We start from the raw sequence: 19,686 nt of genomic DNA, 5'->3' as shown, positions 1-19,686 counted from the left end.
AAGCCAGCATGATAAATCCTCGCGGCGCCCGGGCAGCCGTTCAGCGACGGTTCAGCCGTGCCGGCGCATCATCCATGCCATCGCCCCCGGATCCCAACCTTGATGGAGAACGTCCATGAAACACATCCCGACCGCCACCGCCGTGGCCCTCGCCCTTAGCCTTGCCGCCGCCGGCGCAAGCGCGCAATACACCGGCCCCTCGTCGATCCCGGTCATGACCGTGAAAGCCTTGCAGGCCGATGGCAAGGACGACCAGCACGCGGTCCTGCGCGGCAAGATCGTCAGCAGCGTCGGGGACGAGCGCTACCTGTTCTCGGACGGCACCGGCCAGATGAAGGTAAAGATCAAGCAGAAGGCGTGGCCGGCGCAGAAGCCCGTCGACGGCAACACCACGGTGGAGCTGGTCGGCGAGTACGACAAGGAGCTGATCGGCGAATCGCACTTCGACGTGAAGGAGATCCGCCTGCCCTGAGCGGACCTTTGCCTGCGCTGCAGAGACCTCGGCACGCAGCTCGGCGGCACCAACCTGCCGCTTCTCTGGCGCAGGATTAGAGCGGCCTCTGCGCACGATCCAGCCCTATGTACTGGCCGATGTGGCGCAGGTGCTCTCCGTCAGCGACACGCGGCGCAAACCGCGAGCGCGCCGGGTTCAGGTCACGCGGAAGCCGACCTTCAGCGTGACCTGGAAATGCGCGATCTTGCCGTTCTCGATATGGCCGCGCGTTTCCACCACTTCGAACCAGTCGATGTTCTTGATGGTTTCGCCAGCCTTGGCGATGGCACTGCGGATGGCCGCATCGCAGCCATCCGGCGAAGAGCCGACGATTTCGACCAGCTTGTAAGTATGGTTCGACATGTCCCTCTCCTTGGCGGGCGGACCCGTGGGGTTCCATCCATCATAGGCGCCATGCGCCGATAGTCCCAAGGCCAGTGCCGCCGGCACAGATCCTGTTACACATCGCCCTTTGCCAGTGGCGTATGCGGCTGCTACGCTGCGGTCCCGCGCACCACAGCCCGCGCCGTGACTTACCGAATGTTCCGCCGTACCTTACTGGGCCTTGCCCTCGCCGCCGCCGTATCGGCCTTCACCTCGTTCAGCCCGTTCGGCCTGCTCGCGCATGCGCGTTCGGCGTCTGGCTTCGACCAGGTCACCGAGTCCATCGCCGACAGCATAAGCGACACCTTCAACGAAGCGATGGCCAAGCACCTGCCCTCGCGCTCTGGCAAACCGGTGCAGCCGCCCGAGGCCAGCCCGGCGCCGAGCAAGGCGTTCGCGCAGGGCAGCGGATACACGCTGTGCTTCGTGCCCGATGGCGCGAGCTGCCAGGCGCTGCTGGTCAATGCGATCCGCAGCACGCGCCGGCAACTGCTGATCCAGGCTTACTCGTTCACCAGCGCGCCGATCGCCGAGGCCGTGGCGCAGGCGCACCGGCGCGGCGTGGACGTGCGCGTGATCCTGGACAAGAGTCAGCAGTCGGAGCGCTATACCAGCGCGACGTACCTCAAGCACGCGGGCGTGCCGGTGGTGATCGACAACAAGCCCGCGATCGCGCACAACAAGGTGATGGTGTTTGACGACCAGGCGGTGTTCACCGGCTCGTTCAACTTCACCAAGTCGGCGCAGGAGCGCAATGCCGAGAACGGCATGCTGATCCGCGGCGATGCGGCGGTGGTGAAGGCCTATACCGACAACTGGCACAAGCGCTACCGGCAATCGCGCGCGTATTGACGCGCTTGCTGCCCGGCAAAGGACAGCACCAGCACGACGGCGCGCGCGATGGCAAACTTGCGGCTGGCGCGCGGCACGCGCCGCGCATTCCGCTTACCCCTAATGAGCCATTCCGGAGAGCCTTTGCCATGACCGCCATTCCCGACAGCCAATGGATCCGCGTCGACAGCGACGCGGGCAGCTTCGACGCCTACCTCAGCCTGCCGCCGGCGGGCGTCCAGCCCGGCGCACCCGCCATCGTGCTGCTGCAGGAAATCTTCGGCGTGAACGAACACATCCGCGCGGTGGCTGACCAGTACGCCGCCGACGGCTATGCCGTGCTGGCACCCGACGTGTTCTGGCGCGAGGCGCCGCGCGTCGAGCTGGGCTATGCCGGCAACGACAGGACGCGAGCGATGGCGCTGCTTAATTCGGTCGATATCGAAGCCACGCTCGGCGACATCGCCGCCACCGTGCGGACGCTGCGCCAGCGCACCGGCGCCGGCAAGGTCGCCGCGGTGGGCTACTGCTTCGGCGGGCTGCTGACGTACCTGAGCGCAGCACGCGGGCTGGTCGACGCGGCGGTGCCGTACTACGGCGGCGGTATCCAGAACCGGCTGCAGGAAGCGGCGAATATCCGCGTGCCGGTGCAGTTCCACTACGGCGCGCTCGACGCGCACATCCCGCCCGCAGCGGTGCAAGGCGTGCGCGATGCGATGGCGGGCAAACCCGGCACCGAGATCCACGTCTACGACAATGCCGACCACGGCTTCAACTGCTGGGCTCGGGCCTCGTACCACCAGCCCAGTGCCGCGCTGGCACACGGGCGCGCGCTTGCATTCCTGGCGCAGACGCTGTAACAGCCCGGGGCACCCATGCGCGCCTCGCCGCCTTGCCATGGCAAGGCGGCAGCCCTTATCCTCGGCGCTTGGCTTCAAAGACTTGCTGGCCCCTCAAACCATAACGACGGAGACCACCATGCAGTCAGAGCAGCAGCGCGCCCTGCGCAACACCATCCCCGATGCCATCGCGCGCGCGGTACGGCGCAGCCCGGCCAAGACCGCGATCCGCTTCGGCGAGCGCGCCTGGAGCTATCGCGAACTCGACCTCGCCGCCGCCCGCGTGGCTGGCGCGCTGGCACAATGGGGCCTGCGCCCCGGCGACCGCGTCGCAGCCTTCGGCAAGAACTCTGATGCGTACGTGCTGCTGTGGCTGGCCTGCCTGCGCAGCGGCCTGATCCATGTGCCGGTCAACTTTTCGATGACGCGGCCGGAAGTGGAATACCTGGTCACGCAATCTGGCGCCAGCGCGATCTTTGCCGACCCGGCACTGGCCGGGCGCATCGAGGGCCTGCCGTGCCGCATCAGCGGCACGCTGCATGGTGGCGGCCCGGCGAGCGATATTCTGGCCGCAGCGGCCCACGGACCCGAGGTACCGGTGCCCGACAGCCTCGCCGACACCACGCCGGCGCAGATCCTGTACACGTCCGGCACGACTTCCGCACCCAAGGGCGCGGTGCTGACCCACCGCGCACTGCTGGCCGAGTATGCCAGCACCATCGCCGCCTGCGATATCCGCGCCACGGACTATTCGCTGGCCGCGCTGCCGCTGTACCACTCGGCGCAGATGCACGTGTTCCTGATGCCGCTGCTGCTGTGCGGCGGCACCACGCTGATCGCCGACAGCCCCGAGGCGGGCTACTGCCTGCGCACCATCCACACGGAAGGCATCACCAGCTTCTTTGCCCCGCCCACGGTCTGGATCGCGCTGCTGCGCCATGCCGAGTTCGATCCCGCCAGGCTCGGCGCGCTGGTCAAGGCCTACTACGGGGCATCGATCATGCCGGTGCCGGTGCTGCTGGAGCTGCAGCAGAAGCTGCCGGCGCTGCGCTTCTACAACTGCTACGGGCAAAGCGAAATCGGGCCGCTGGCGACAGTGCTGGGCCCCGACGAGCATGCGGCGCGTCCCGCGTCGGCAGGACGGCCTGTGCTGAATGTCGAGACGCGCATCGTCGACGAGACCATGGGGGACGTCCCTCCCGGCGAACTGGGCGAGATCGTGCACCGCTCGCCGCAATTGCTGAGCGGATATTGGGACAAGCCGGAACAGACCGCCGAAGCCTTTGCCGGCGGCTGGTTCCATTCCGGAGACCTTGGCTACATGGATGCCGAGGGCTACCTGTACGTGGTCGACCGGATCAAGGACGTGATCAATTCAGGCGGCGTGCTGGTATCGAGCCGGGAAGTGGAAGAGTGCCTGTACACGCATGGCGCGGTGGCTGAAGCGGCCGTGTTCGCGCTGCCGCATCCGAAGTGGGTCGAGGCAGTGGCCGCGTGCGTGGTGCGCAAGCGCGACCAGGAGGCCAGCGAAGACGCGCTGATCGCGCATGCGCGCCGGGCGCTTGCGCCGTTCAAGGTGCCCAAGCGCATCGTGTTCGTCGACGACCTGCCGCGCAATACGGCCGGCAAGCTGCTCAAGCGCCAGCTGCGCGAGGATTACGCGCAGTTGTTCAGCACCGAAGCCTAGCCGGCCGGGATCGACATCACATCGGCATCGGTCAGTACGGCACCGCGACGCCGTTCTCGACCTTGACGCGATCGCCGATACGCATGTGGTAAGCGTCGGACTGCGTCAGCGTCAGGTAGCCGTTGTCGCTGGTGCGCACGCGCACGCGGTAGGCCGGCGCGCTGGTGCCGGTGCGCTTCTCGACCTCGTTGCCGGCCACCGCGCCGACCACCGCGCCGCCGATGGTCGCTACCGTATTGCCGCGGCCGCCGCCAACCTGGTGGCCGAGCAAGCCGCCGACGATGCCCCCGACCACCGCGCCCGCGCCGCTGGTCGAAGGTGGCTGGCCGGCAACCACTTCGATGGCCTCTACCCAGCCGTAGCGCACGCCGTACGCCGGGTTGCCGTAGTTGTTGTTGCCATAGTTGCTGTTGTCGTAGCCGCCGTCCGGATATTGCTGCTGCGGATACCCCTGTTGCGGATAGCCTTGCTGCGGATACTGTTGCTGGGGGTAGCCCTGCTGCGGGTAGCCCTGTTGTGGATAGCCCTGCTGCGCCGGGTAGCCGCTGATGGTGGTGCCGCTGGTGCCGTAGTTGCCGCCGTAGCTTCCACCATAGCTGCCGCCATAGGCCGTATTGGTGCCGTAGCCGCTGCCATACCCCGCGCCATAGCCGTTGTCATAGCCATACGGCGTGGCACACCCGGCCAGCGCACCGGCGCCCAGCACCGCAAGCACAACCGAACGAAAGGGGATGGACATGGCTCGACTCCTGCGCACTGCGCGTGTTGATGAATGCGCGCGAGTCTAGGGCCGCCCGCGGGCGGCGGGTGTCACCGGAGCTCTTGATTGGTAACTGCCTGTAACCGGATGCGCGGCGCCTGGTTGGCGAGCGGTTGTCGACAAGTTGGCGGGCTCAGCCGCGCTCGGCCCCGTCGTCGTTGAACTGTGTGATGCGCGCCACGCGGAAGGTATTGCGCAGCGATTCCAGCTCGGTCCGGTGCAGCATCGCCAGCCGGTTCAGGCTGCGCTCGCCCTTGGCCAGCAGGTGTACCTGCACCACGCGCCGGTCCTCGGGATTGAGGCGGCGCTTGACCAGCCCGGCCGCCTCGCAGCGGTTGACCAGCGCCACCACGCCGTGCTGCTTGGCCTGCAGGCGTTCGGCCAGCTCTCCGATCGAGGCCCATTCCTTCTCGGCGCTGCCGCGGATATGCAGCAGCAGCAAGTACTGCTGCACGGTCAGCCCCTCCTCGCGCGCCGCATCCTCGGAAAACCGCAGGAAGCGCCGCAGCTGGTAGCGGAAGTCCGAGAGCGCCTCGAAGTCCGCCTTGGTGAGCGGCGCAGGGTTGCGGGACGAGGCTGGCTTGCTGGGCATAGGACTAGACGGAAGAACGCGACGAAAAGCGCGGAAAAACGGGAACGTGCCCGCCACCGGCGCAGTGCGGCCACGAGCGCTCGCAATTATAGGGCGACGCCGGCATGTTGGACGCGCCACAGGCATGTGCCCCGGATGTGCCGGTGTGACGCCGGGCTATGGCAGAATCTGTGCGGTTGCAGACACCCTAACCCACCGGAAACCGCATCGATGTTTACGGAAATCGCCCTCTTCCTGCTGGATACCATCTTTACCCTGTTCGGCATGGCCCTGCTGCTGCGCGTCTGGATGCAGCTGACGCGGCTGCCGACACGCAACCCGGTCTCGCAGGGCGTGTTCCAGATCACCGACTGGCTGGTGCGGCCGCTGCGCCGGATCATCCCGGGCGTGGGCGGCATCGACTGGGCGACGGTGGTGGCGGCCTGGCTGACGGCGGTCGTGTTCCTGTTGCTGGTCGCGCTGCTCAGCAACGCCGACCTGCTGGCGTTCCTTCCGGCGGTGCTGCTGACCGCGTTGCTGTACGTGCTGAAGTGGGCGATCAGCCTGGTGATGTGGGTCACGCTGCTGATGGCGATCCTGTCGTGGGTCAACCCGCATTCGCCGATCACGCCCGCCATCGACCACCTGACCGCGCCGGTGCTGCGCCCGATCCAGCGCGTGGTGCCGCGCCTGGGGGGCTTCGATGTCTCGCCGCTGGTGCTGTTCGTGATCGCGCAGATCCTGCTGATGGTGATCGCCAGGCTGGGCGCGAGCGTCTTCAACATGCATTTTTGAGGCCCAAGGCCGCTGCGATGGCGCCGGTGCAGACTGGCGCATTGTCCAGATGCCTGGACAGTGTTTCGAGAATTGACGCTTTTTCTGCTTAGTGTGAAGTCCTACATTACAGGCGACGTGGCGCTGCAGCCACGAACCCTGCCAAGAAGGACCACACTCCATGAAGACCCTCGCACCACGCCGCAGCCTGGCGCTTACCCTGCTGTGCGCGGCCGGCCTGTCGTTTGCCGCCGTCGCCGCGCACGCCTCTGAGCCCGTTTCCGATATCGCACGGCTGGACGGCGGCATCGCCCACGCCGGCAAGGCCGACCCGTTCCTGGACGGCGCGCGCATCGGCCGCGCCGATCCGTACACCGACGGTGCCAAGCAAGGCAAGGTCGATCCGTTCACCGACGGCGCCGCCATCACCGACCGCCGCGACAGCTTCACCGAAGGCGCCTGAGTTCCTGTGCATTCCCTTGCCACGGCCTCGCGCCGTGGTGGCCCGCCGGCGCCCTCAACCCGCTGGCCGGGCCTCTCCCTCTGCCAGGCCGCTTCCCTCCGCCTGCGCGTCGTCTTCGGGCCCAGCGCCCTCCCTCGCCCACTCGCCGGGCTCGATCCCTTCCAGGCCTGACTCGGGCCCCAGCTCCGACACCATCATCGATTCAATCGCTTCCATGAACACGCGCACCTTGCGCGGTTGCAGGCGCCGGTCCGGCAGCAGCGCGAACACGCGCAGCGGCGGCAGCGGGAAGTCCGGCAGCACCCGCACCAGTCGGCCCTGCGCGATCTCTGCCTCGCAGTAGTTCACCGACAGGCGCGCGATGCCGAGCCCCGCCAGCGCGCCCTGCAGCCGCAGCTCGGCGTTGAAGGTCTGCATGCGCGGACGGATCGGCACGGAGACGGTCTCGCCGTCGCGGGTGAATTCCCAGACCGTGTCACCCGGCGTGGTCAGCGTCGGCATGTTGGCCAGGTCTTCCGGGCGCAACTGCGCCGGCAGGCTGTCCGCCAGCGACGGCGCGGCGAACAGCCCGCGCTCGACGTGGTAGATGCGGCGGGCCACCGTGCCGGAGTCGGGCAGGTCGGCATCGACGATGACGAAGGCCACGTCAAACCCGTCGCGGATCGGGTCGACCAGTCCCTGCGTGATCTCCACCGCCACATCCAGCGCCGGATGCGCGGCGAGTGTGCGGCAGATCACCCCGCCCAGCTGCTGGGCGCCGAATTCATAAGGCGTGGCGATACGCAGCACGCCCTGCACGCGCTCCTCGCGGGCCAGCGTCTCCTGCCGGATCTCGCGCAGCCGCGCGAACAGCGGCGCCACATCGCGATACACGGCCTTGCCGGCATCGGTGAGGCGCATGCGCCGCGTGGTGCGCTCCAGCAGCTTGGCGCCGATGGCGGTTTCCAGCCGCGCCACCGCGGCCGAGACGCGCGACTTGGGGCAATCGAGCTGCTCCGCCGCGGCCGTAAACGTTCCCTGCTCGACGACGCAGCAGAACGCTTCCCAGTCGTTCCATTGAATTGTTTGATTCACCGGACAATGTTTCCCTGACAGCCTGTAGTTCTCTGCGGCAGGCGACATTATGCTTGAGCGATGCAACAAACGCCTGTACCGGCTGCACCGGACGGCTCAGCCCCAGTGCTGGCAACGACAGTCCCGACAGCCTCCGCCCCCGCCTCGATCCCCGCTTCGATCCCGACCTCCACCCCAGCACGCCCCCGCATGCAACTCGCCAGTCACCCCGAAATGGGTCACTGGCGTCTTTCATTGTTCGGCCTGACGCTCGGCCTGGTCACCGGCATCGACTTTTCTTCCACGCTGATGATGGGCGTGGCCAGCCAGCATATCCAGGGCGGCGTCGGCGCAGCGCCCGAAGACTACCTGTACGCGGTCTCCGCCTATGCCTCCACCGCGGTGCTGATGAACATGGTGCTAGACCAGGTCGCGCGCCGCATCACGTACAAGCGCTTTACGCTGGCGTCGCTGGTGGTGTTCATCCTGGGTTCGCTGATCTGCGCCGAGTTTGCCAGCCCCGCCGGACTGATCTCCGGCAAGGCGGTGCAGGGCCTGGGCGCCGGGGGCCTGTTCGCGGCCTCGCGCATCCTGGTGCAGCTGGTGTCGACGCCGGCCGAACGCGGCGCCCTGATGCTGCGCTTCGGCGGCGGCGCGTTCTCGATGCTGGCGATCGCGCCGTGGCTGACCAGCATTTTCCTCGACGATATCGGCTGGCGCGCGGTGTTCCTGTTCCAGGCCGGCATTGCCTTGCCGGTGCTGCTGTCGGTGGCGCTGACCTACCCGACGCGCGCGCCGCGCGACCCGCATCCGCCGGTGTCGACGCTGGACTGGCCCGCCGCGATCGCGGCGGCGGCGGGTGCGCTGGTGTTCCTGCATACGTTGCAGGAAATGCGCTACACGCGCTTCCTCAATTCCCTGGAAATGCCGCTGGCCGCGCTGTGCGGCCTGGCGCTGTTCGCCTTCGCCGGCTGGCGCCTGTACCGCCATCCCGACCCGTGGATCGACCTGTCGCGGCTGGCCGGGCGCCAGTATCTCTACGGCCTGGGCTTCTACACGCTGTATTACCTGATGTCGTCGGCATGGGCCTTCCTGCTGCCGTCGCTGACGCAGACCGGCCTGGGCCTGACCTTCCGCACCACCTGCATGCTGCTGGCAACCAGCGGCACGGTGGCGACCATCGCCGCCATCGTCATCACGCTGGGCATGGCGCTGGTGTTCCGCAAGCGGCGCGTGATCGCGCTTGGCTTTATCTTCTATGCCTGCGCAGCGATGCTGTTTTCGCACCAGCTGATGCCGGGCGCGCCCGACTATGCGCTGGTGCCGGTGGTGCTGCTGGAAGGGCTGACGCCGGTGCTGCTGATGGTGCAGGTGGCCTCGATGACTTACCTGGAGGTGCCGGTCGAGGATTTCTCGCACGCCTACCAGTTCAAGAACGTGTGCAAGCAGATTGCCTCGGCCGTGGGCACCGGCCTGGCCAGCGTGTTCATGCAGGACGGGCTGGCCGAGCACCGCACCCACCTGGTCGAACAGGTCACACGCTTCAACCCGGCGCTGCAATCGCCGGATGCGCTGTCGGCCGCGGGGCTGGCCAAGATCTCGCTGGAAATCGACCGGCAGGCCACGCTGCTGGCCGGCATGGACATGCTGCATGGCTTTGCGGTGATCTGCGTGCTCGGCGCGGTGTTCGTGCTGGTGCAGCGCAGCTTCCGCTAGGACGCCCCTGGCGGGCCCGGCACTGGCGTTGCGCCGGCATTTCCTCTACCCTTTCGGCCTTTCCGTGCCAATCCGGCGACCCGCGCCGGTGCTACACCGATGGCCAGTTCCACCGACTCCCCACGCGACGCGCAGGCGCCCCAGAGCGCAGGCAGCGCCGCGCCCGAGAAGCCAAGCGACAGCTATGTGCAGTCCTTTGCACGCGGGCTGTCGGTCATCCGTGCCTTCAATGCCCAGCACCCGGCGCAGACGCTGACGGAGATCGCCCAGGCCAGCGGCCTCACGCGCGCGGGGGCGCGCCGCATCCTGCTGACGCTGGTGGGACTGGGCTATGTGCAGGCCGACGGGCGGCTGTTCCGGCTGACGCCCAAGATCCTCGACCTCGGCTTTGCCTACCTGACCTCGATGCCGTTCTGGAACCTGGCCGAGCCGATCATGGAGACGCTGTCGCAGCAGGTGCATGAAAGCTGCTCGATCTCCGTGCTGGACGGGACCGAGATCGTCTACGTGCTGCGCGTGCCGGCGCGCAAGATCATGACGATCAACCTGTCGATCGGCAGCCGGCTGCCGGCGTATTGCTCGTCGATGGGCCGCGTGCTGATGGCGGGGCTCAATGAAGCCGAGCTGGACAGCGTGCTGCGCGCCAGCGAGTTGCGTGCGCGCACCACCCGCACCGTGACCGACATCGATGCGCTGAAGACCATCGTCGCCGATATCCGCACGCGCGGCTGGGCACTCAACGACCAGGAGCTGGAAGAGGGACTGGTGTCGCTGGCGGCGCCGATCCGCAACCGCGCCGGCCAGACCATCGCCGCGATCAATATCAGCGGCCAGGCCAACCGCACCAGCGCGCAGGAAATGCTGGAGCGCTTCCTGCCGCCGCTGCTCGAAGCTTCGGAGAAGATCTCAGGGCTGGTCGGGCTGCGTACCTGAACGCCGCCCCCGCCACCCACACTGGCTGTGTCAGCCGGCCACCGGCAGCGCCACGCTGCCGAACTCTGCCGAACGCGTGCCGTCCAGCGGCCGGTTGCCGGCGCCGAAATACGCAAAGGCCACCGACAGCTTGACCGCGTTCGAGGCATTGCGCCCCGCCGCATGGAACAGCCGGCTGTCGAAAAACAGCACGTCGCCGCGGTGCAGCGCGAGCGGCCGCGCCGCCTGCAGCAGCGGCTGGCTGGCGGGGTGCGCCTCGATCAGGAATTCCGCGGGATCCAGCTGGCCCGGCTCCAGCGCCGCGCGATGCGATCCCGGTATGACGCGCAGCACGCCGTTGCTTTCGTCCTCGTCGCCCAGCGCCAGCCATACCGTCACCAGCTCGGGCTTGGCAAACGACCAATAGCGCGTGTCGCGGTGCCAGCCGGTCTGGCTGCCGTAGTGCGGGTGCTTGGTCATCACGCAGTTGTGGTGCGCCAACGTCAGGCACGCGGGTTCGCCCAGCAGCGCCTGCACCACCGACACCAGCTTCGGGTCGGTAGCCCAGGCGCGGAACACCTCGTCGCGGCCGTAGGCCTGGCGCAGCCGCCTGACGGTGCCGCCGCCGGCGGCGTCGCGCGCTGCCGGGGCACCGGGATAGCCCAGGTCGGCCTCGAACTCCACCGGTGGCACCGCCGCCGCCAGGTGCCTGCGCGCCACCGCTTCCAGCGCGGCGCAGTCTGCCTCGTTGCCGAAGCCGCGCAGGATCACGAAGCCGCTGGCATGGAAGGCCTGCGCCAGGCGCAGCAGCGCGTCGGAATCGGCGGCGTCGGGGGTCAGCACGGCGGCGGCAGGCAGGTCGGCAGAGGGGTCCAGCGAGGCAGTCATTGCAGCGGGCAGCGGAAGGAGAAAGAAACGCGGGTGGGCCGTGTCGGTGGCCCGACAGGCTCATGATGCCAGAACCGGCGCGATCTGGCGCAGCCGCTGCGCCATTGAGGTGCACCGCCGCCGGCCGGTGGTGTCTCCGTTCGGAAACAGACGGTGCCGCGTGCCGCGCACGCCGCTACAATGCGCTGGACTGCGTTCCCATTCTTGCCGCGGATCCGTAGCCGCCAATCCGGCTTCCTTCCACTCCTTTGCGCCGAGGTCCAACGTGACTGCCCGCCCACGCATCGTCGCTTCGCTGGCCGAGGCCCAGGCCCAGCTGGGCCGCATCGTCCTTGGCAAGCCGCAGCAAGTGCGGCTGGCGCTGGCCTGCATGCTGGCGGGAGGCCACCTGCTGCTGGAAGACGTGCCCGGCGTGGGCAAGACCACGCTGGCGCATGCGCTGGCGCGTACGCTCGGGCTGCAGTACCAGCGCGTGCAGTTCACCAGCGACCTGCTGCCGGCGGACCTGATCGGCGTCTCGGTGTTCGTGCGCGATGCGGGCGAATTCCGCTTCCACCGCGGCCCGGTGTTCGCGCAAGTGGTGCTGGCCGACGAGATCAACCGTGCGCCGCCCAAGACCCAGAGCGCGCTGCTCGAAGCCATGGCCGAGCGGCAGGTGACGCATGACGGCACCACGCACGCGCTGCCGGCACCGTTTTTCGTGATCGCCACGCAGAATCCGCTGGAGCAGCTGGGCACTCATGCGCTGCCTGAATCGCAGCTCGACCGCTTCACCATGCGCGTGTCGCTGGGCTATCCCGATCCCGCCTTCGAGCGCGTGCTGTATCTCGGCGGCGCCAGCGCGGCCGAAGCGACGCCGGTGATGGATGCCGCGCAGGTGCTGGCCCTGCAGCAGGCGGCCGCGCAGGTGTACGCGAGCCCCGCGCTGGTCGACTATGTGCTGGCGCTGGTGCAGGCCACGCGCCAGCACGGCGGCTTTGCCGCGGGACTGTCGCCGCGCGCCGGGCTGTCGCTGCTGGCCTGCGCCCGAGCCTGGGCCCTGCTGGCGCAGCGCGAGCTGGTGCTGCCTGAAGATGTACAGGCGGTCTTTGCCGCAGTGGCCGCGCACCGGCTGCTGCCGGCGGGCGGAATCGGGCCCACCGCGGTGCACGGCGAGCTGGCGGCACTGCTTGCCGGCGTGGCCATCCCCTGACGCCCATGGCGAGCGATCCGCTGGCTGCGTCGCAGAACAACGGCGGCGCCGCCGCACACCGGCGCCTGCCCAGGCCTGGGCTGTTGGCGTCCGCCAGCCTCTTGCGCCATCGCCTTGCCGCGCGCCGGCCGTCCGGCGGCACCGTGCGGCTGGACCGGCGCCATCTCTATATCCTTCCCGCGCGGGGCGGCATCGGCTTTGCCGTGCTGCTCGGCGCGATGCTGCTGACCTCGCTCAACTACAACATCAGCCTGGGTTTCGCGCTGACCTTCCTGCTGGCCGGCATCGGCATGTCGTGCATGTGGCTGGCGTACCGCAACCTGCTTGAACTGGCAGTAAGCGCGGGCCCGGTGGCGCCGGTGCATGCCGGGCAGCTCGCGGCGTTTGCGCTGCGCGTCGACAACGCCGACGCCGGCGCGCGCATCGGCGTCGAGGCGCGCGTGCCGGCGCTGCCCGAAGTGTTGCCCGCCACGCTGACACTCGACGGGCACGCCAGCGGCACGCTTGCCCTGCACGTGCCGGCGCCGCGGCGCGGACGGCTGGTGCTGCCGCGCGTGGTGATCAGCAGCCGCTTCCCGTTCGGGCTGTTCCGCGTCTGGAGCCATGCGGACCTGCCGCTGTCGACGCTGGTCTATCCGGCGCCGGAAGCCGATGCACCGCCCCCGCCCCCCGCACATCGCCCAGGCGCGGATGACGCGGGGCATGCCGCAGCAGCCGTTCCGGGCGACGACGGCATCGACCAGTTGCGGCGCTACCGCAGCGGCGACCCGCTGCACCGGATTGCATGGAAGCACAGCGCGCGCACCGGCCGCTGGCTCAGCCGCAGCGGCGATCCGCCGCAGCGCCCGGCACGCTGGCTCGACTGGCAGGCGATGCCGGCGGGCATGGACGCCGAAGCGCGGCTATCGCGGCTGTGCGCCTGGCTGCTGGCCGCGCCGGACGACGCGGAAATCGGCCTGCGCCTGCCGGGTCTTGAACTGCCGCCCGCATGTGGAGCGAGCCATCGGCGCGCCTGCCTGGAAGCGCTGGCGCTGTGGCCGCAGCATCCGGCCCGGCCCGGAGCCCGCCCATGAACGCCGTGGCACGGCCGCTGCGGCATGAAGACCATGGCATGCTGCTCGGCCAGCTGGCGCTGGTGCTAGCGCCGCAGGCGCGCACGCTGCCGGTGTCGGTCAGCCTGTTGCTGTTGCTGCTGCTGGGCTGGCGCTGGCTGCTGTGGCGCCGGCGCGCGCCACTGCCGTCGCGCTGGATGCTCGGCACGACAGCGCTGCTGGTATTGATGGTGGCCAGTGCACTGGCGTGGCAGGCCGGCGACGGGGTTGGGCGCGAGCTGGCGGTGGCGCTGCTGGGTGCGTTCGTCATCCTCAAGCTGCTGGAGTGCCGCGCGCTGGCCGATGCCACGCTGGTCACGCAGTTGTCCTTCTACCTGCTGCTGACGCTGTACCTGTCGGACCAGCCCTTCTGGCTGGCGCTGTACGGCCTGGCGATCGGCGCCTGGGTGTTGCGCAACTGGCTGCTGCTGCACCACCCGGAGGCGCGCAGCCGGCTGGCGATCTGGCCGATGCTGGGCCGCATGGCGCTGCTCGGCCTGCCGTGGGCGGTGGCCATGTTCGTGCTGTTCCCGCGGCTGGAGCATCCGCTGTGGCAACTGCCCCAATCCGCGCCCACCGGTACCACCGGCCTCAGCGATACGATGCGGCCCGGCAGCGTCGGCCAGCTGATCCGCTCACCGGCGCTGGCGCTGCGCGCCGAGGTCGCCGGCCCGCCGCTGCCCGCCGCGGCGCTGTACTGGCGCGCGCTGGTGCTGTGGGAGTACGACGGCACCACCTGGCGTCCGGCACGCCAGCGCCTGCACGCACTGGCGCCTGCGCCGGCTGCTGTCTCGGACAGACACGGAATCGATTACAACATCACGCTGGAGCCCAGTTCTCAGCACTGGCTGCTGGTGCTGGACCGCGGGCAGGCCCTGTCGCCGTCCGCCGACGCCGCCATCACGCCAGACGGCGAGTTCATGTCGCGCCGGCCGGTGGACCAGCGCATCCGCTACCAGGCGCGATCGACGCTCGCCCCGGCACCGGAGGCGCTGGATGCCGCAACGCGCCGGCTGGCGCTGGCCCTGCCCGCTGGTAATCCGCGTGCCCGCAGACTGGCGTCCACATGGGCCGCACAGCACGCCGATCCCGCCGCACGCGTGCAGGCGGCACTGCGCCTGTTTGCCGCCGCCCCGTTTGCCTACACGCTCAGCCCGCCACCGCTCGGCGCGGAGCAGGTCGACAGTTTTGTGTTCGACACCCGGCGCGGCTTCTGCGAGCACTACGCCAGCAGCTTCGTCTTCCTGATGCGCGCCGCCGGCGTGCCGGCACGGGTCATCACCGGCTACCAGGGCGGCGAATACAACCCCGTCGGCGGCCACTACGTCGTGCGCCAGTCCGACGCCCACGCCTGGGCCGAAGTCTGGCTGGAAGGCCGCGGCTGGGTGCGCGTGGATCCGACCAGCGCAGTTGCGCCCAACAGGATCGAGCAAGGCCTGGACGCCGCTCTTGGCGCCGAGACCGCGAGCTGGCGCCCGGCCCACCGGCCTGGCTGGCTGCAGGACATCCGCTGGGCCTACGAGGGCATGGTCTACCACTGGCAGCGCTGGGTCCTGCAGTATGACCACGCGCAACAGGCGCGCCTGCTGGCCACGCTCGGCACCGGCGCCAGTGCCGGGCAGATGCTGGCCGGCGCGCTGGGGATCCTGTGCCTGCTCGCGCTGGTGCCGCTGTGGCGCCGCCGGGAGCAGGCTGATCCGCTTGACGCTGCCTACGGCCGCTTCTGCGAACTGCTGGCCCGGCACGGCTGCGTGCGCACGCCGGCCGAAGGCCCGCAAGATTTCGCCGCACGCGCCAGCGCCCGACTGCCGCAAGCGGCCGCGCCCATCGCGGTGGTTGCCGCGGCCTACATCGGGCAACGCTATGGCAATGCCGATCCGGCGCGTGCGCGGCAGGCGGCGGAGCGCATGCGAGCAGCCACGCGAGAAATCGCCGGCCTGCTGCGCAGGCAAAAATTCTCACCCACCTGATATAAAGCCGCTGATGATCGCCGGCCTGCTGCTGATGGCGGCGGCCGCATGGTGGTTCTCTCGCATGCAGCCCGGCGCGGGGCCGCCCGCGCTGGCGTGGGGCCTGGTTGGCAAGGGGCTGTTCGGCATGCTGGTGATCATCCCGATCGCGGGGCTGACCTTCCGTGCTCTCAGCGGCGACGCGTTCGCGCACGGCTACCGGTTGATTGCGGTGCTCGCGCTTGGCGCAGCGGCGTTCCTGCTGGCGCAGCGGCATCTGGCCTGAACCGCGCGCATCTTCCCGCCGTCAGTGGCGGAACGCTGGATTGACTGCAGTGCGAAGAATCGGGGAGGTGCGGAGTCGCCGCGCAAGTGAATGATGGCGCGGACGGGTCGCAGTGCCGGCAGACGCGGCACCGGCGAAATACCTGCTCAGAACAGCGACAGCTGGCGCATGCCGAAACCGATGGTTTCTTCGACGCGCGCGCGTGCGTGGGCCAGCGACCCTTCTGCGCCAGAGTAATTGCCGGCGGCCCAGTGGTAGACCACGGGAACTTCGCCGCGCTCGGACAGGCGCACTTCGCCAAGCTTGTCGCCGCGTTCATTGCGGTAGAAATGCGAGCGGTAGCCGCGCTCCCAATGCGGGGCAACTACTTTCTTGCGCCGCCGGGGCTTCGGCGCGGAGCCGGCCGCCGACGTCGTTGACGTCAGTCGCCGCGCTCTATCGGTACCCGGCGTTGTGGCGCGGGTGAAATCCAACTGCATAGACTTCCTTTTTGTCGATTCAGCAGAACCAGGGCCGGCGGGGCTACCGCCGCATGCTTCGTGCATCGCAGTCGAGATAATACCTGTTGGCGCGCCTTCTGTAAGTAATTGGTTGTGTGGAATCCCGCTTCCCATAAGGCTTAGCGGGCCGTATACCGGTCTGGTATACGGCCCGCGTAACGGCCCGGTAAACGGCAAAGCCTTGTCAGTTAACGATTGGCGGACAGCGATTGGCGGACAGCGCCGCATCGATCAGTCATTAACCGATATCGAGCGGAATGAAGATGCGGGCATCGTCGCGTTGCACCAGCAGCGCCACCTGCTTGCCGGACTTTGCCACCAGCGATTTCAGTTGCTCGGCCGAAGTAATCGGCGTGCCGTTAAGCGACAGGATCACGTCGCCCGGCTGGATGCCCACCCGCGCCGCGGGGCCGGTCACATCTTCGACCACCAGGCCGCCTTCGATGCCGGTGGCGCGCTTTTCCCCGGGCGACAGCGGGCGCACCGCCAGCCCGAGCCGGCCGCTGGCCTCATTGGCACCACCCTTCTGCGCCACCGCCTGGTCCTTGGCCGTGCCGATTTTCACCGACAAAGTCATCGGCTCCCCCTTGCGGATGATCTTCAGCGAGCTTTGCGTGCCGGGCTTGAGGTCGGCCACATGTTCGGGCAGGTCGCCCGAATGGTCGATCACGTCGTTGTCCAGCTGCACGATCACGTCGCCCGGCTTGAGGCCCGCACGCGCTGCGGGGCTGTCCGGCTCGACCGAGTTGACCAGCGCCCCGGTCGGCTTGGGCAATCCGAACGATTGCGCCAGCGCCTGGTTGACTTCCTGCACGCTGATGCCGAGTCGGCCGCGCGTGACCTTGCCGGTCGCCACGAGCTGTTGCTGGACCTTGGTGGCCACGTCGATCGGGATTGCGAATGACAACCCCTGGTAGCCGCCGGTCTGGCTGTAGATCTGTGCGTTGATGCCGATCACCTCGCCACGCTGGTTGAACAGCGGGCCCCCCGAGTTGCCCGGGTTGACGGCCACGTCGGTCTGGATGAACGGCACGTAGGTGTCGTCAGGCAGCGAGCGCGACTTGGCGCTGACGATACCGGCGGTCACGGTGTTCTCGAACCCGTACGGCGAACCGATGGCCAGCACCGGCTCGCCGACGCGCACCTGCGAAGGGTCGCCCATGCGAACCGTCGGCAGGTTCCTGGCATCGATGCGGATCACCGCCACATCGGTCTGCGGATCGGTGCCCAGTACCCTGGCCTTGAACTCGCGACGGTCAGTAAGCTTGACGGTTACCTCTTGCGCACCGTCGACGACGTGCGCATTGGTCAGGATCAGGCCGTCAGGACTGACGATAAAGCCCGAGCCCAGGCCGCGCACCAGTTGCTGTTGGCCACCTTGCGGGCCCTGGAACTGAGGGCCGAAACGCTTGAAGAACTGGAACAGCGGATCGTCCGGATCGATCCCCGGCGGCATCTGCGCCGCGGTGCGTTGGGCGCGCGCGGTCACGCTGATATTGACCACGGCGGGCCCGTTTTGCGCAACGATGCCGGAGAAGTCCGCCGGCGTGGCCACCGCCGCGGCCGGCTGCGCGGCTGCGACAGGCGCGGGCGTGGAAGCGGCGTATCCGGGCGTGACGACTTCCTTCTGCAGATAGGCATACCCGCCGCCCAGGGCGGCGAGGGCCGCAATCCCAACGGCCGTGCGAGCAATGGTCTGGCGAATCATCTCAGGGTCCTTTCGTAGAAGTGGCGTCGGCACTTTGCGACGCGACGGGATCATGCTAGCGACCGAGACTTAAAACAGGCTTAAGGTTACGGGTGCCGCAACCATCTCTTTCGTCATGGCATCAAATTTATATTGCGCACAATCTAATTGTGTCTAATATATCGGCATGGAACGCGACAACGACCACATTCCGAATTGGCTGCTGCTCGATCGGCAACTATGCTTTGCCCTGTATTCGACATCGCTGGCGATGACCAAGCTGTACAAGCCTATGCTTGGTGAGCTTGGACTCACTTATCCGCAATATCTGGTGATGTTGGTATTGTGGGAAGTCGAGACGCTGACGGTATCGGAGCTAGGGGCTCGCCTTGCGCTGGATTCCGGGACGTTGACGCCGCTGTTGAAGCGCTTGGAAGCCAGCGGCCTGATCACCCGCAATCGCGATACCGGCGACGAGCGCCGGGTGCTGGTGCGCCTGACTGACGCCGGGCGGGGGCTGCGCAACGCAGCCGAACGCATTCCTGAGCAGATGTTGTGCGCCACGCAGTGCCCGATCGAAGAAATCCAGGCATTGACGCAGCGCCTGCATGCATTGCGGTCCACGCTGGAAGCAGCGCGTACCGATTTCCCACTGCCGCATGACGGCAAGCCTTGATACGCCCCTGCGGGCAACCAAACCGGAGCCTTAGATGAAACTCGAAAAAGTCGTTTATACCGCCAATGCCAAAGCCACCGGTGGCCGCGATGGCCGGGCCACTACCTCCGATGGCCAACTGGACGTCAAGCTGGCAGTCCCCAAGGAAATGGGTGGCGCCGGCAATGGCCTGAATCCGGAACAGCTGTTCGCCGCGGGCTATTCGGCCTGCTTCCTGGGCGCGATCCGGTATGTGGCGGGCCAGCAAAAGATCAATGTGCCGGCGGAAGCTTCGATCGAAGGTGCTGTCGGCATCGGGCCGATTCCCCAGGGTTTCGGCATCCAGGTCGAATTGAAGATTTCGCTGCCGGGGTTCGAACGCGAGGCCGCGGAGAAGCTCGTGGAACAGGCTCACCAGGTTTGCCCGTATTCGAATGCCACCCGTGGCAATATCGACGTGACGCTGACGGTAGTCTGAGCGGCGCCTCAGGCAAAACGGCCAGGATTGCTTTGCGGTCCTGGCCGTTTTACTTCGCGCTCTCATATTGCGCGCAAAATGCACGCTTCTGCGCCGAACTCATTCGCTTTATCTCGATTTCCGCCTTCAGCGCCTCCGATTTGGTTTCAAAGCGGAGCTGGGCCATGACACGGATCGGCTTGCGCGAGCGGGTATATTTGGCGCCTTTTCCCGACAGATGCTGGGCGAACCGGCGGGCAACATCGGTCGTGATCCCGGTGTAGATGGAATTACCGGTACATTCGAGCAGGTAGAGATACCAGGCGCCGTCGGCTGACATGAAGAGGAAGGTGCTAGTCCAACCGTGATGGTATTACGTCGATGCGAGGCGAAAAAGGCCGAGCATTTAATCGGAAGCGCCAAAGCAAAAACCCCTCGCAGCGAACGCTGTCGAGGGGTTTTGCACAATAAGAGCCTGGCGATGACCTACTTTCACAC

Annotated in this window: 21 protein-coding genes and 1 pseudogene; 14 read left to right on the top strand and 8 right to left on the bottom strand. The window is 67.8% G+C overall.

Features of this window, described 5'->3' with window-relative positions; translation table 11 throughout:
- Positions 1-115: 115 nt before the first annotated feature.
- Positions 116-472 (top strand): YgiW/YdeI family stress tolerance OB fold protein, encoded by a 357-nt coding sequence (locus J8I34_RS28350; protein ID WP_029048439.1) that lies wholly within the window; start codon positions 116-118, stop codon positions 470-472.
- Between the two features lie 177 nt (positions 473-649).
- Here J8I34_RS28350 and J8I34_RS28345 read toward each other — a convergent pair whose 3' ends face one another.
- Positions 650-856 carry a dodecin gene (locus J8I34_RS28345; RefSeq protein WP_029048440.1) on the bottom strand — a complete coding sequence of 69 codons (207 nt, stop codon included), beginning with the start codon at positions 854-856 and terminating at the stop codon, positions 650-652.
- A 177-nt stretch (positions 857-1,033) separates the two neighbouring features.
- On the opposite strand from J8I34_RS28345, the gene J8I34_RS28340 reads away from it, so the two are divergent.
- The 3 genes from J8I34_RS28340 (at position 1,034) to J8I34_RS28330 (ending at position 4,234) form a co-directional block, all read left to right on the top strand.
- Positions 1,034-1,729 carry a phospholipase D family nuclease gene (locus tag J8I34_RS28340; RefSeq protein WP_084402492.1) on the top strand — a complete coding sequence of 232 codons (696 nt, stop codon included), beginning with the start codon at positions 1,034-1,036 and terminating at the stop codon, positions 1,727-1,729.
- Positions 1,730-1,857: 128 nt separating this feature from the next.
- Positions 1,858-2,568 carry a dienelactone hydrolase family protein gene (locus J8I34_RS28335; protein WP_209773421.1) on the top strand — a complete coding sequence of 237 codons (711 nt, stop codon included), beginning with the start codon at positions 1,858-1,860 and terminating at the stop codon, positions 2,566-2,568.
- Between the two features lie 118 nt (positions 2,569-2,686).
- Entirely contained in the window at positions 2,687-4,234 is a 1,548-nt protein-coding gene (locus J8I34_RS28330) for an acyl-CoA synthetase (protein ID WP_209807560.1), read from the top strand.
- Positions 4,235-4,265: 31 nt separating this feature from the next.
- Here J8I34_RS28330 and J8I34_RS28325 read toward each other — a convergent pair whose 3' ends face one another.
- Positions 4,266-4,973 (bottom strand): glycine zipper 2TM domain-containing protein, encoded by a 708-nt coding sequence (locus tag J8I34_RS28325; RefSeq protein WP_209807559.1) that lies wholly within the window; start codon positions 4,971-4,973, stop codon positions 4,266-4,268.
- Positions 4,974-5,127: 154 nt separating this feature from the next.
- Positions 5,128-5,586, bottom strand: coding sequence for a MarR family winged helix-turn-helix transcriptional regulator (locus J8I34_RS28320; protein WP_029049835.1), 459 nt, complete (start codon positions 5,584-5,586; stop codon positions 5,128-5,130).
- A 210-nt stretch (positions 5,587-5,796) separates the two neighbouring features.
- Here J8I34_RS28320 and J8I34_RS28315 point away from each other — a divergent pair, with 210 nt between their 5' ends.
- Together J8I34_RS28315 and J8I34_RS28310 are read left to right on the top strand one after the other, a co-directional pair.
- On the top strand, positions 5,797-6,360 hold the full coding sequence (locus J8I34_RS28315) for a YggT family protein (RefSeq protein WP_029049834.1): 564 nt from the start codon (positions 5,797-5,799) through the stop codon (positions 6,358-6,360).
- A gap of 160 nt (positions 6,361-6,520) precedes the next feature.
- Complete coding sequence (locus tag J8I34_RS28310) at positions 6,521-6,802, top strand: hypothetical protein (RefSeq protein WP_209773413.1); 282 nt, start codon at positions 6,521-6,523, stop codon at positions 6,800-6,802.
- A gap of 54 nt (positions 6,803-6,856) precedes the next feature.
- Here J8I34_RS28310 and J8I34_RS28305 read toward each other — a convergent pair whose 3' ends face one another.
- The gene (locus J8I34_RS28305; protein WP_209807558.1) at positions 6,857-7,876 is read right to left on the bottom strand and encodes a LysR family transcriptional regulator; all 1,020 of its coding nucleotides are present in this window, start codon (positions 7,874-7,876) and stop codon (positions 6,857-6,859) included.
- Between the two features lie 60 nt (positions 7,877-7,936).
- Here J8I34_RS28305 and J8I34_RS28300 point away from each other — a divergent pair, with 60 nt between their 5' ends.
- Entirely contained in the window at positions 7,937-9,571 is a 1,635-nt protein-coding gene (locus tag J8I34_RS28300) for an MFS transporter (RefSeq protein WP_209773410.1), read from the top strand.
- A 99-nt stretch (positions 9,572-9,670) separates the two neighbouring features.
- The gene (locus J8I34_RS28295; RefSeq protein ID WP_029049830.1) at positions 9,671-10,504 is read left to right on the top strand and encodes an IclR family transcriptional regulator; all 834 of its coding nucleotides are present in this window, start codon (positions 9,671-9,673) and stop codon (positions 10,502-10,504) included.
- A gap of 30 nt (positions 10,505-10,534) precedes the next feature.
- Here the strand turns inward: J8I34_RS28295 and J8I34_RS28290 are convergent, their stop codons facing one another.
- Positions 10,535-11,371 (bottom strand): phytanoyl-CoA dioxygenase family protein, encoded by an 837-nt coding sequence (locus tag J8I34_RS28290; RefSeq protein WP_209807557.1) that lies wholly within the window; start codon positions 11,369-11,371, stop codon positions 10,535-10,537.
- A 265-nt stretch (positions 11,372-11,636) separates the two neighbouring features.
- On the opposite strand from J8I34_RS28290, the gene J8I34_RS28285 reads away from it, so the two are divergent.
- From J8I34_RS28285 to J8I34_RS28270, 4 genes and pseudogenes are all read left to right on the top strand, one after another.
- Positions 11,637-12,563 (top strand): AAA family ATPase, encoded by a 927-nt coding sequence (locus J8I34_RS28285; protein WP_029049828.1) that lies wholly within the window; start codon positions 11,637-11,639, stop codon positions 12,561-12,563.
- A gap of 5 nt (positions 12,564-12,568) precedes the next feature.
- Positions 12,569-13,636 (top strand): DUF58 domain-containing protein, encoded by a 1,068-nt coding sequence (locus J8I34_RS28280; protein WP_209807556.1) that lies wholly within the window; start codon positions 12,569-12,571, stop codon positions 13,634-13,636.
- Positions 13,633-15,624 carry a transglutaminase TgpA family protein gene (locus tag J8I34_RS28275; protein WP_209807555.1) on the top strand — a complete coding sequence of 664 codons (1,992 nt, stop codon included), beginning with the start codon at positions 13,633-13,635 and terminating at the stop codon, positions 15,622-15,624. Before J8I34_RS28280 ends, J8I34_RS28275 begins: the two co-directional genes overlap by 4 nt.
- A gap of 4 nt (positions 15,625-15,628) precedes the next feature.
- Positions 15,629-15,871 (top strand): annotated as a pseudogene (locus J8I34_RS28270) (MFS transporter); the annotation flags it as partial.
- Positions 15,872-16,035: 164 nt separating this feature from the next.
- On the opposite strand, the gene J8I34_RS28265 reads toward J8I34_RS28270, so the two are convergent.
- Positions 16,036-16,368, bottom strand: a complete 333-nt coding sequence (locus J8I34_RS28265; RefSeq protein WP_029049823.1) for a hypothetical protein — start codon at positions 16,366-16,368, stop codon at positions 16,036-16,038.
- A gap of 259 nt (positions 16,369-16,627) precedes the next feature.
- Complete coding sequence (locus J8I34_RS28260) at positions 16,628-18,097, bottom strand: DegQ family serine endoprotease (RefSeq protein ID WP_029049822.1); 1,470 nt, start codon at positions 18,095-18,097, stop codon at positions 16,628-16,630.
- 166 nt (positions 18,098-18,263) lie between these two features.
- Here J8I34_RS28260 and J8I34_RS28255 point away from each other — a divergent pair, with 166 nt between their 5' ends.
- Both J8I34_RS28255 and J8I34_RS28250 read left to right on the top strand, forming a co-directional pair.
- On the top strand, positions 18,264-18,752 hold the full coding sequence (locus J8I34_RS28255; protein ID WP_029049821.1) for a MarR family winged helix-turn-helix transcriptional regulator: 489 nt from the start codon (positions 18,264-18,266) through the stop codon (positions 18,750-18,752).
- A gap of 34 nt (positions 18,753-18,786) precedes the next feature.
- A complete protein-coding gene (locus J8I34_RS28250) occupies positions 18,787-19,209 on the top strand; it encodes an organic hydroperoxide resistance protein (protein ID WP_209773406.1) in 423 nt (140 codons plus the stop codon).
- Between the two features lie 49 nt (positions 19,210-19,258).
- On the opposite strand, the gene J8I34_RS28245 is transcribed toward J8I34_RS28250, so the two are convergent.
- Entirely contained in the window at positions 19,259-19,528 is a 270-nt protein-coding gene (locus J8I34_RS28245; protein ID WP_029049819.1) for a GIY-YIG nuclease family protein, read from the bottom strand.
- Positions 19,529-19,686: the final 158 nt, after the last annotated feature.

It is taken from the genome of Cupriavidus phytohabitans (assembly GCF_017815025.1).
Taxonomy (GTDB): domain Bacteria; phylum Pseudomonadota; class Gammaproteobacteria; order Burkholderiales; family Burkholderiaceae; genus Cupriavidus.
This window is presented reverse-complemented; position numbering and strand designations above follow the sequence as displayed.

Coding starts and splice junctions, on each gene's coding strand:
- J8I34_RS28350 (WP_029048439.1), top strand. CDS start 116: ATGAAACACATCCCGACCGCCACCGCCGTGGCCCTCGCCCTTAGCCTT.
- J8I34_RS28345 (WP_029048440.1), bottom strand. CDS start 856: ATGTCGAACCATACTTACAAGCTGGTCGAAATCGTCGGCTCTTCGCCG.
- J8I34_RS28340 (WP_084402492.1), top strand. CDS start 1,034: ATGTTCCGCCGTACCTTACTGGGCCTTGCCCTCGCCGCCGCCGTATCG.
- J8I34_RS28335 (WP_209773421.1), top strand. CDS start 1,858: ATGACCGCCATTCCCGACAGCCAATGGATCCGCGTCGACAGCGACGCG.
- J8I34_RS28330 (WP_209807560.1), top strand. CDS start 2,687: ATGCAGTCAGAGCAGCAGCGCGCCCTGCGCAACACCATCCCCGATGCC.
- J8I34_RS28325 (WP_209807559.1), bottom strand. CDS start 4,973: ATGTCCATCCCCTTTCGTTCGGTTGTGCTTGCGGTGCTGGGCGCCGGT.
- J8I34_RS28320 (WP_029049835.1), bottom strand. CDS start 5,586: ATGCCCAGCAAGCCAGCCTCGTCCCGCAACCCTGCGCCGCTCACCAAG.
- J8I34_RS28315 (WP_029049834.1), top strand. CDS start 5,797: ATGTTTACGGAAATCGCCCTCTTCCTGCTGGATACCATCTTTACCCTG.
- J8I34_RS28310 (WP_209773413.1), top strand. CDS start 6,521: ATGAAGACCCTCGCACCACGCCGCAGCCTGGCGCTTACCCTGCTGTGC.
- J8I34_RS28300 (WP_209773410.1), top strand. CDS start 7,937: ATGCAACAAACGCCTGTACCGGCTGCACCGGACGGCTCAGCCCCAGTG.
- J8I34_RS28295 (WP_029049830.1), top strand. CDS start 9,671: ATGGCCAGTTCCACCGACTCCCCACGCGACGCGCAGGCGCCCCAGAGC.
- J8I34_RS28290 (WP_209807557.1), bottom strand. CDS start 11,371: ATGACTGCCTCGCTGGACCCCTCTGCCGACCTGCCTGCCGCCGCCGTG.
- J8I34_RS28280 (WP_209807556.1), top strand. CDS start 12,569: ATGGCGAGCGATCCGCTGGCTGCGTCGCAGAACAACGGCGGCGCCGCC.
- J8I34_RS28275 (WP_209807555.1), top strand. CDS start 13,633: ATGAACGCCGTGGCACGGCCGCTGCGGCATGAAGACCATGGCATGCTG.
- J8I34_RS28265 (WP_029049823.1), bottom strand. CDS start 16,368: ATGCAGTTGGATTTCACCCGCGCCACAACGCCGGGTACCGATAGAGCG.
- J8I34_RS28260 (WP_029049822.1), bottom strand. CDS start 18,097: ATGATTCGCCAGACCATTGCTCGCACGGCCGTTGGGATTGCGGCCCTC.
- J8I34_RS28255 (WP_029049821.1), top strand. CDS start 18,264: ATGGAACGCGACAACGACCACATTCCGAATTGGCTGCTGCTCGATCGG.
- J8I34_RS28250 (WP_209773406.1), top strand. CDS start 18,787: ATGAAACTCGAAAAAGTCGTTTATACCGCCAATGCCAAAGCCACCGGT.
- J8I34_RS28245 (WP_029049819.1), bottom strand. CDS start 19,528: ATGTCAGCCGACGGCGCCTGGTATCTCTACCTGCTCGAATGTACCGGT.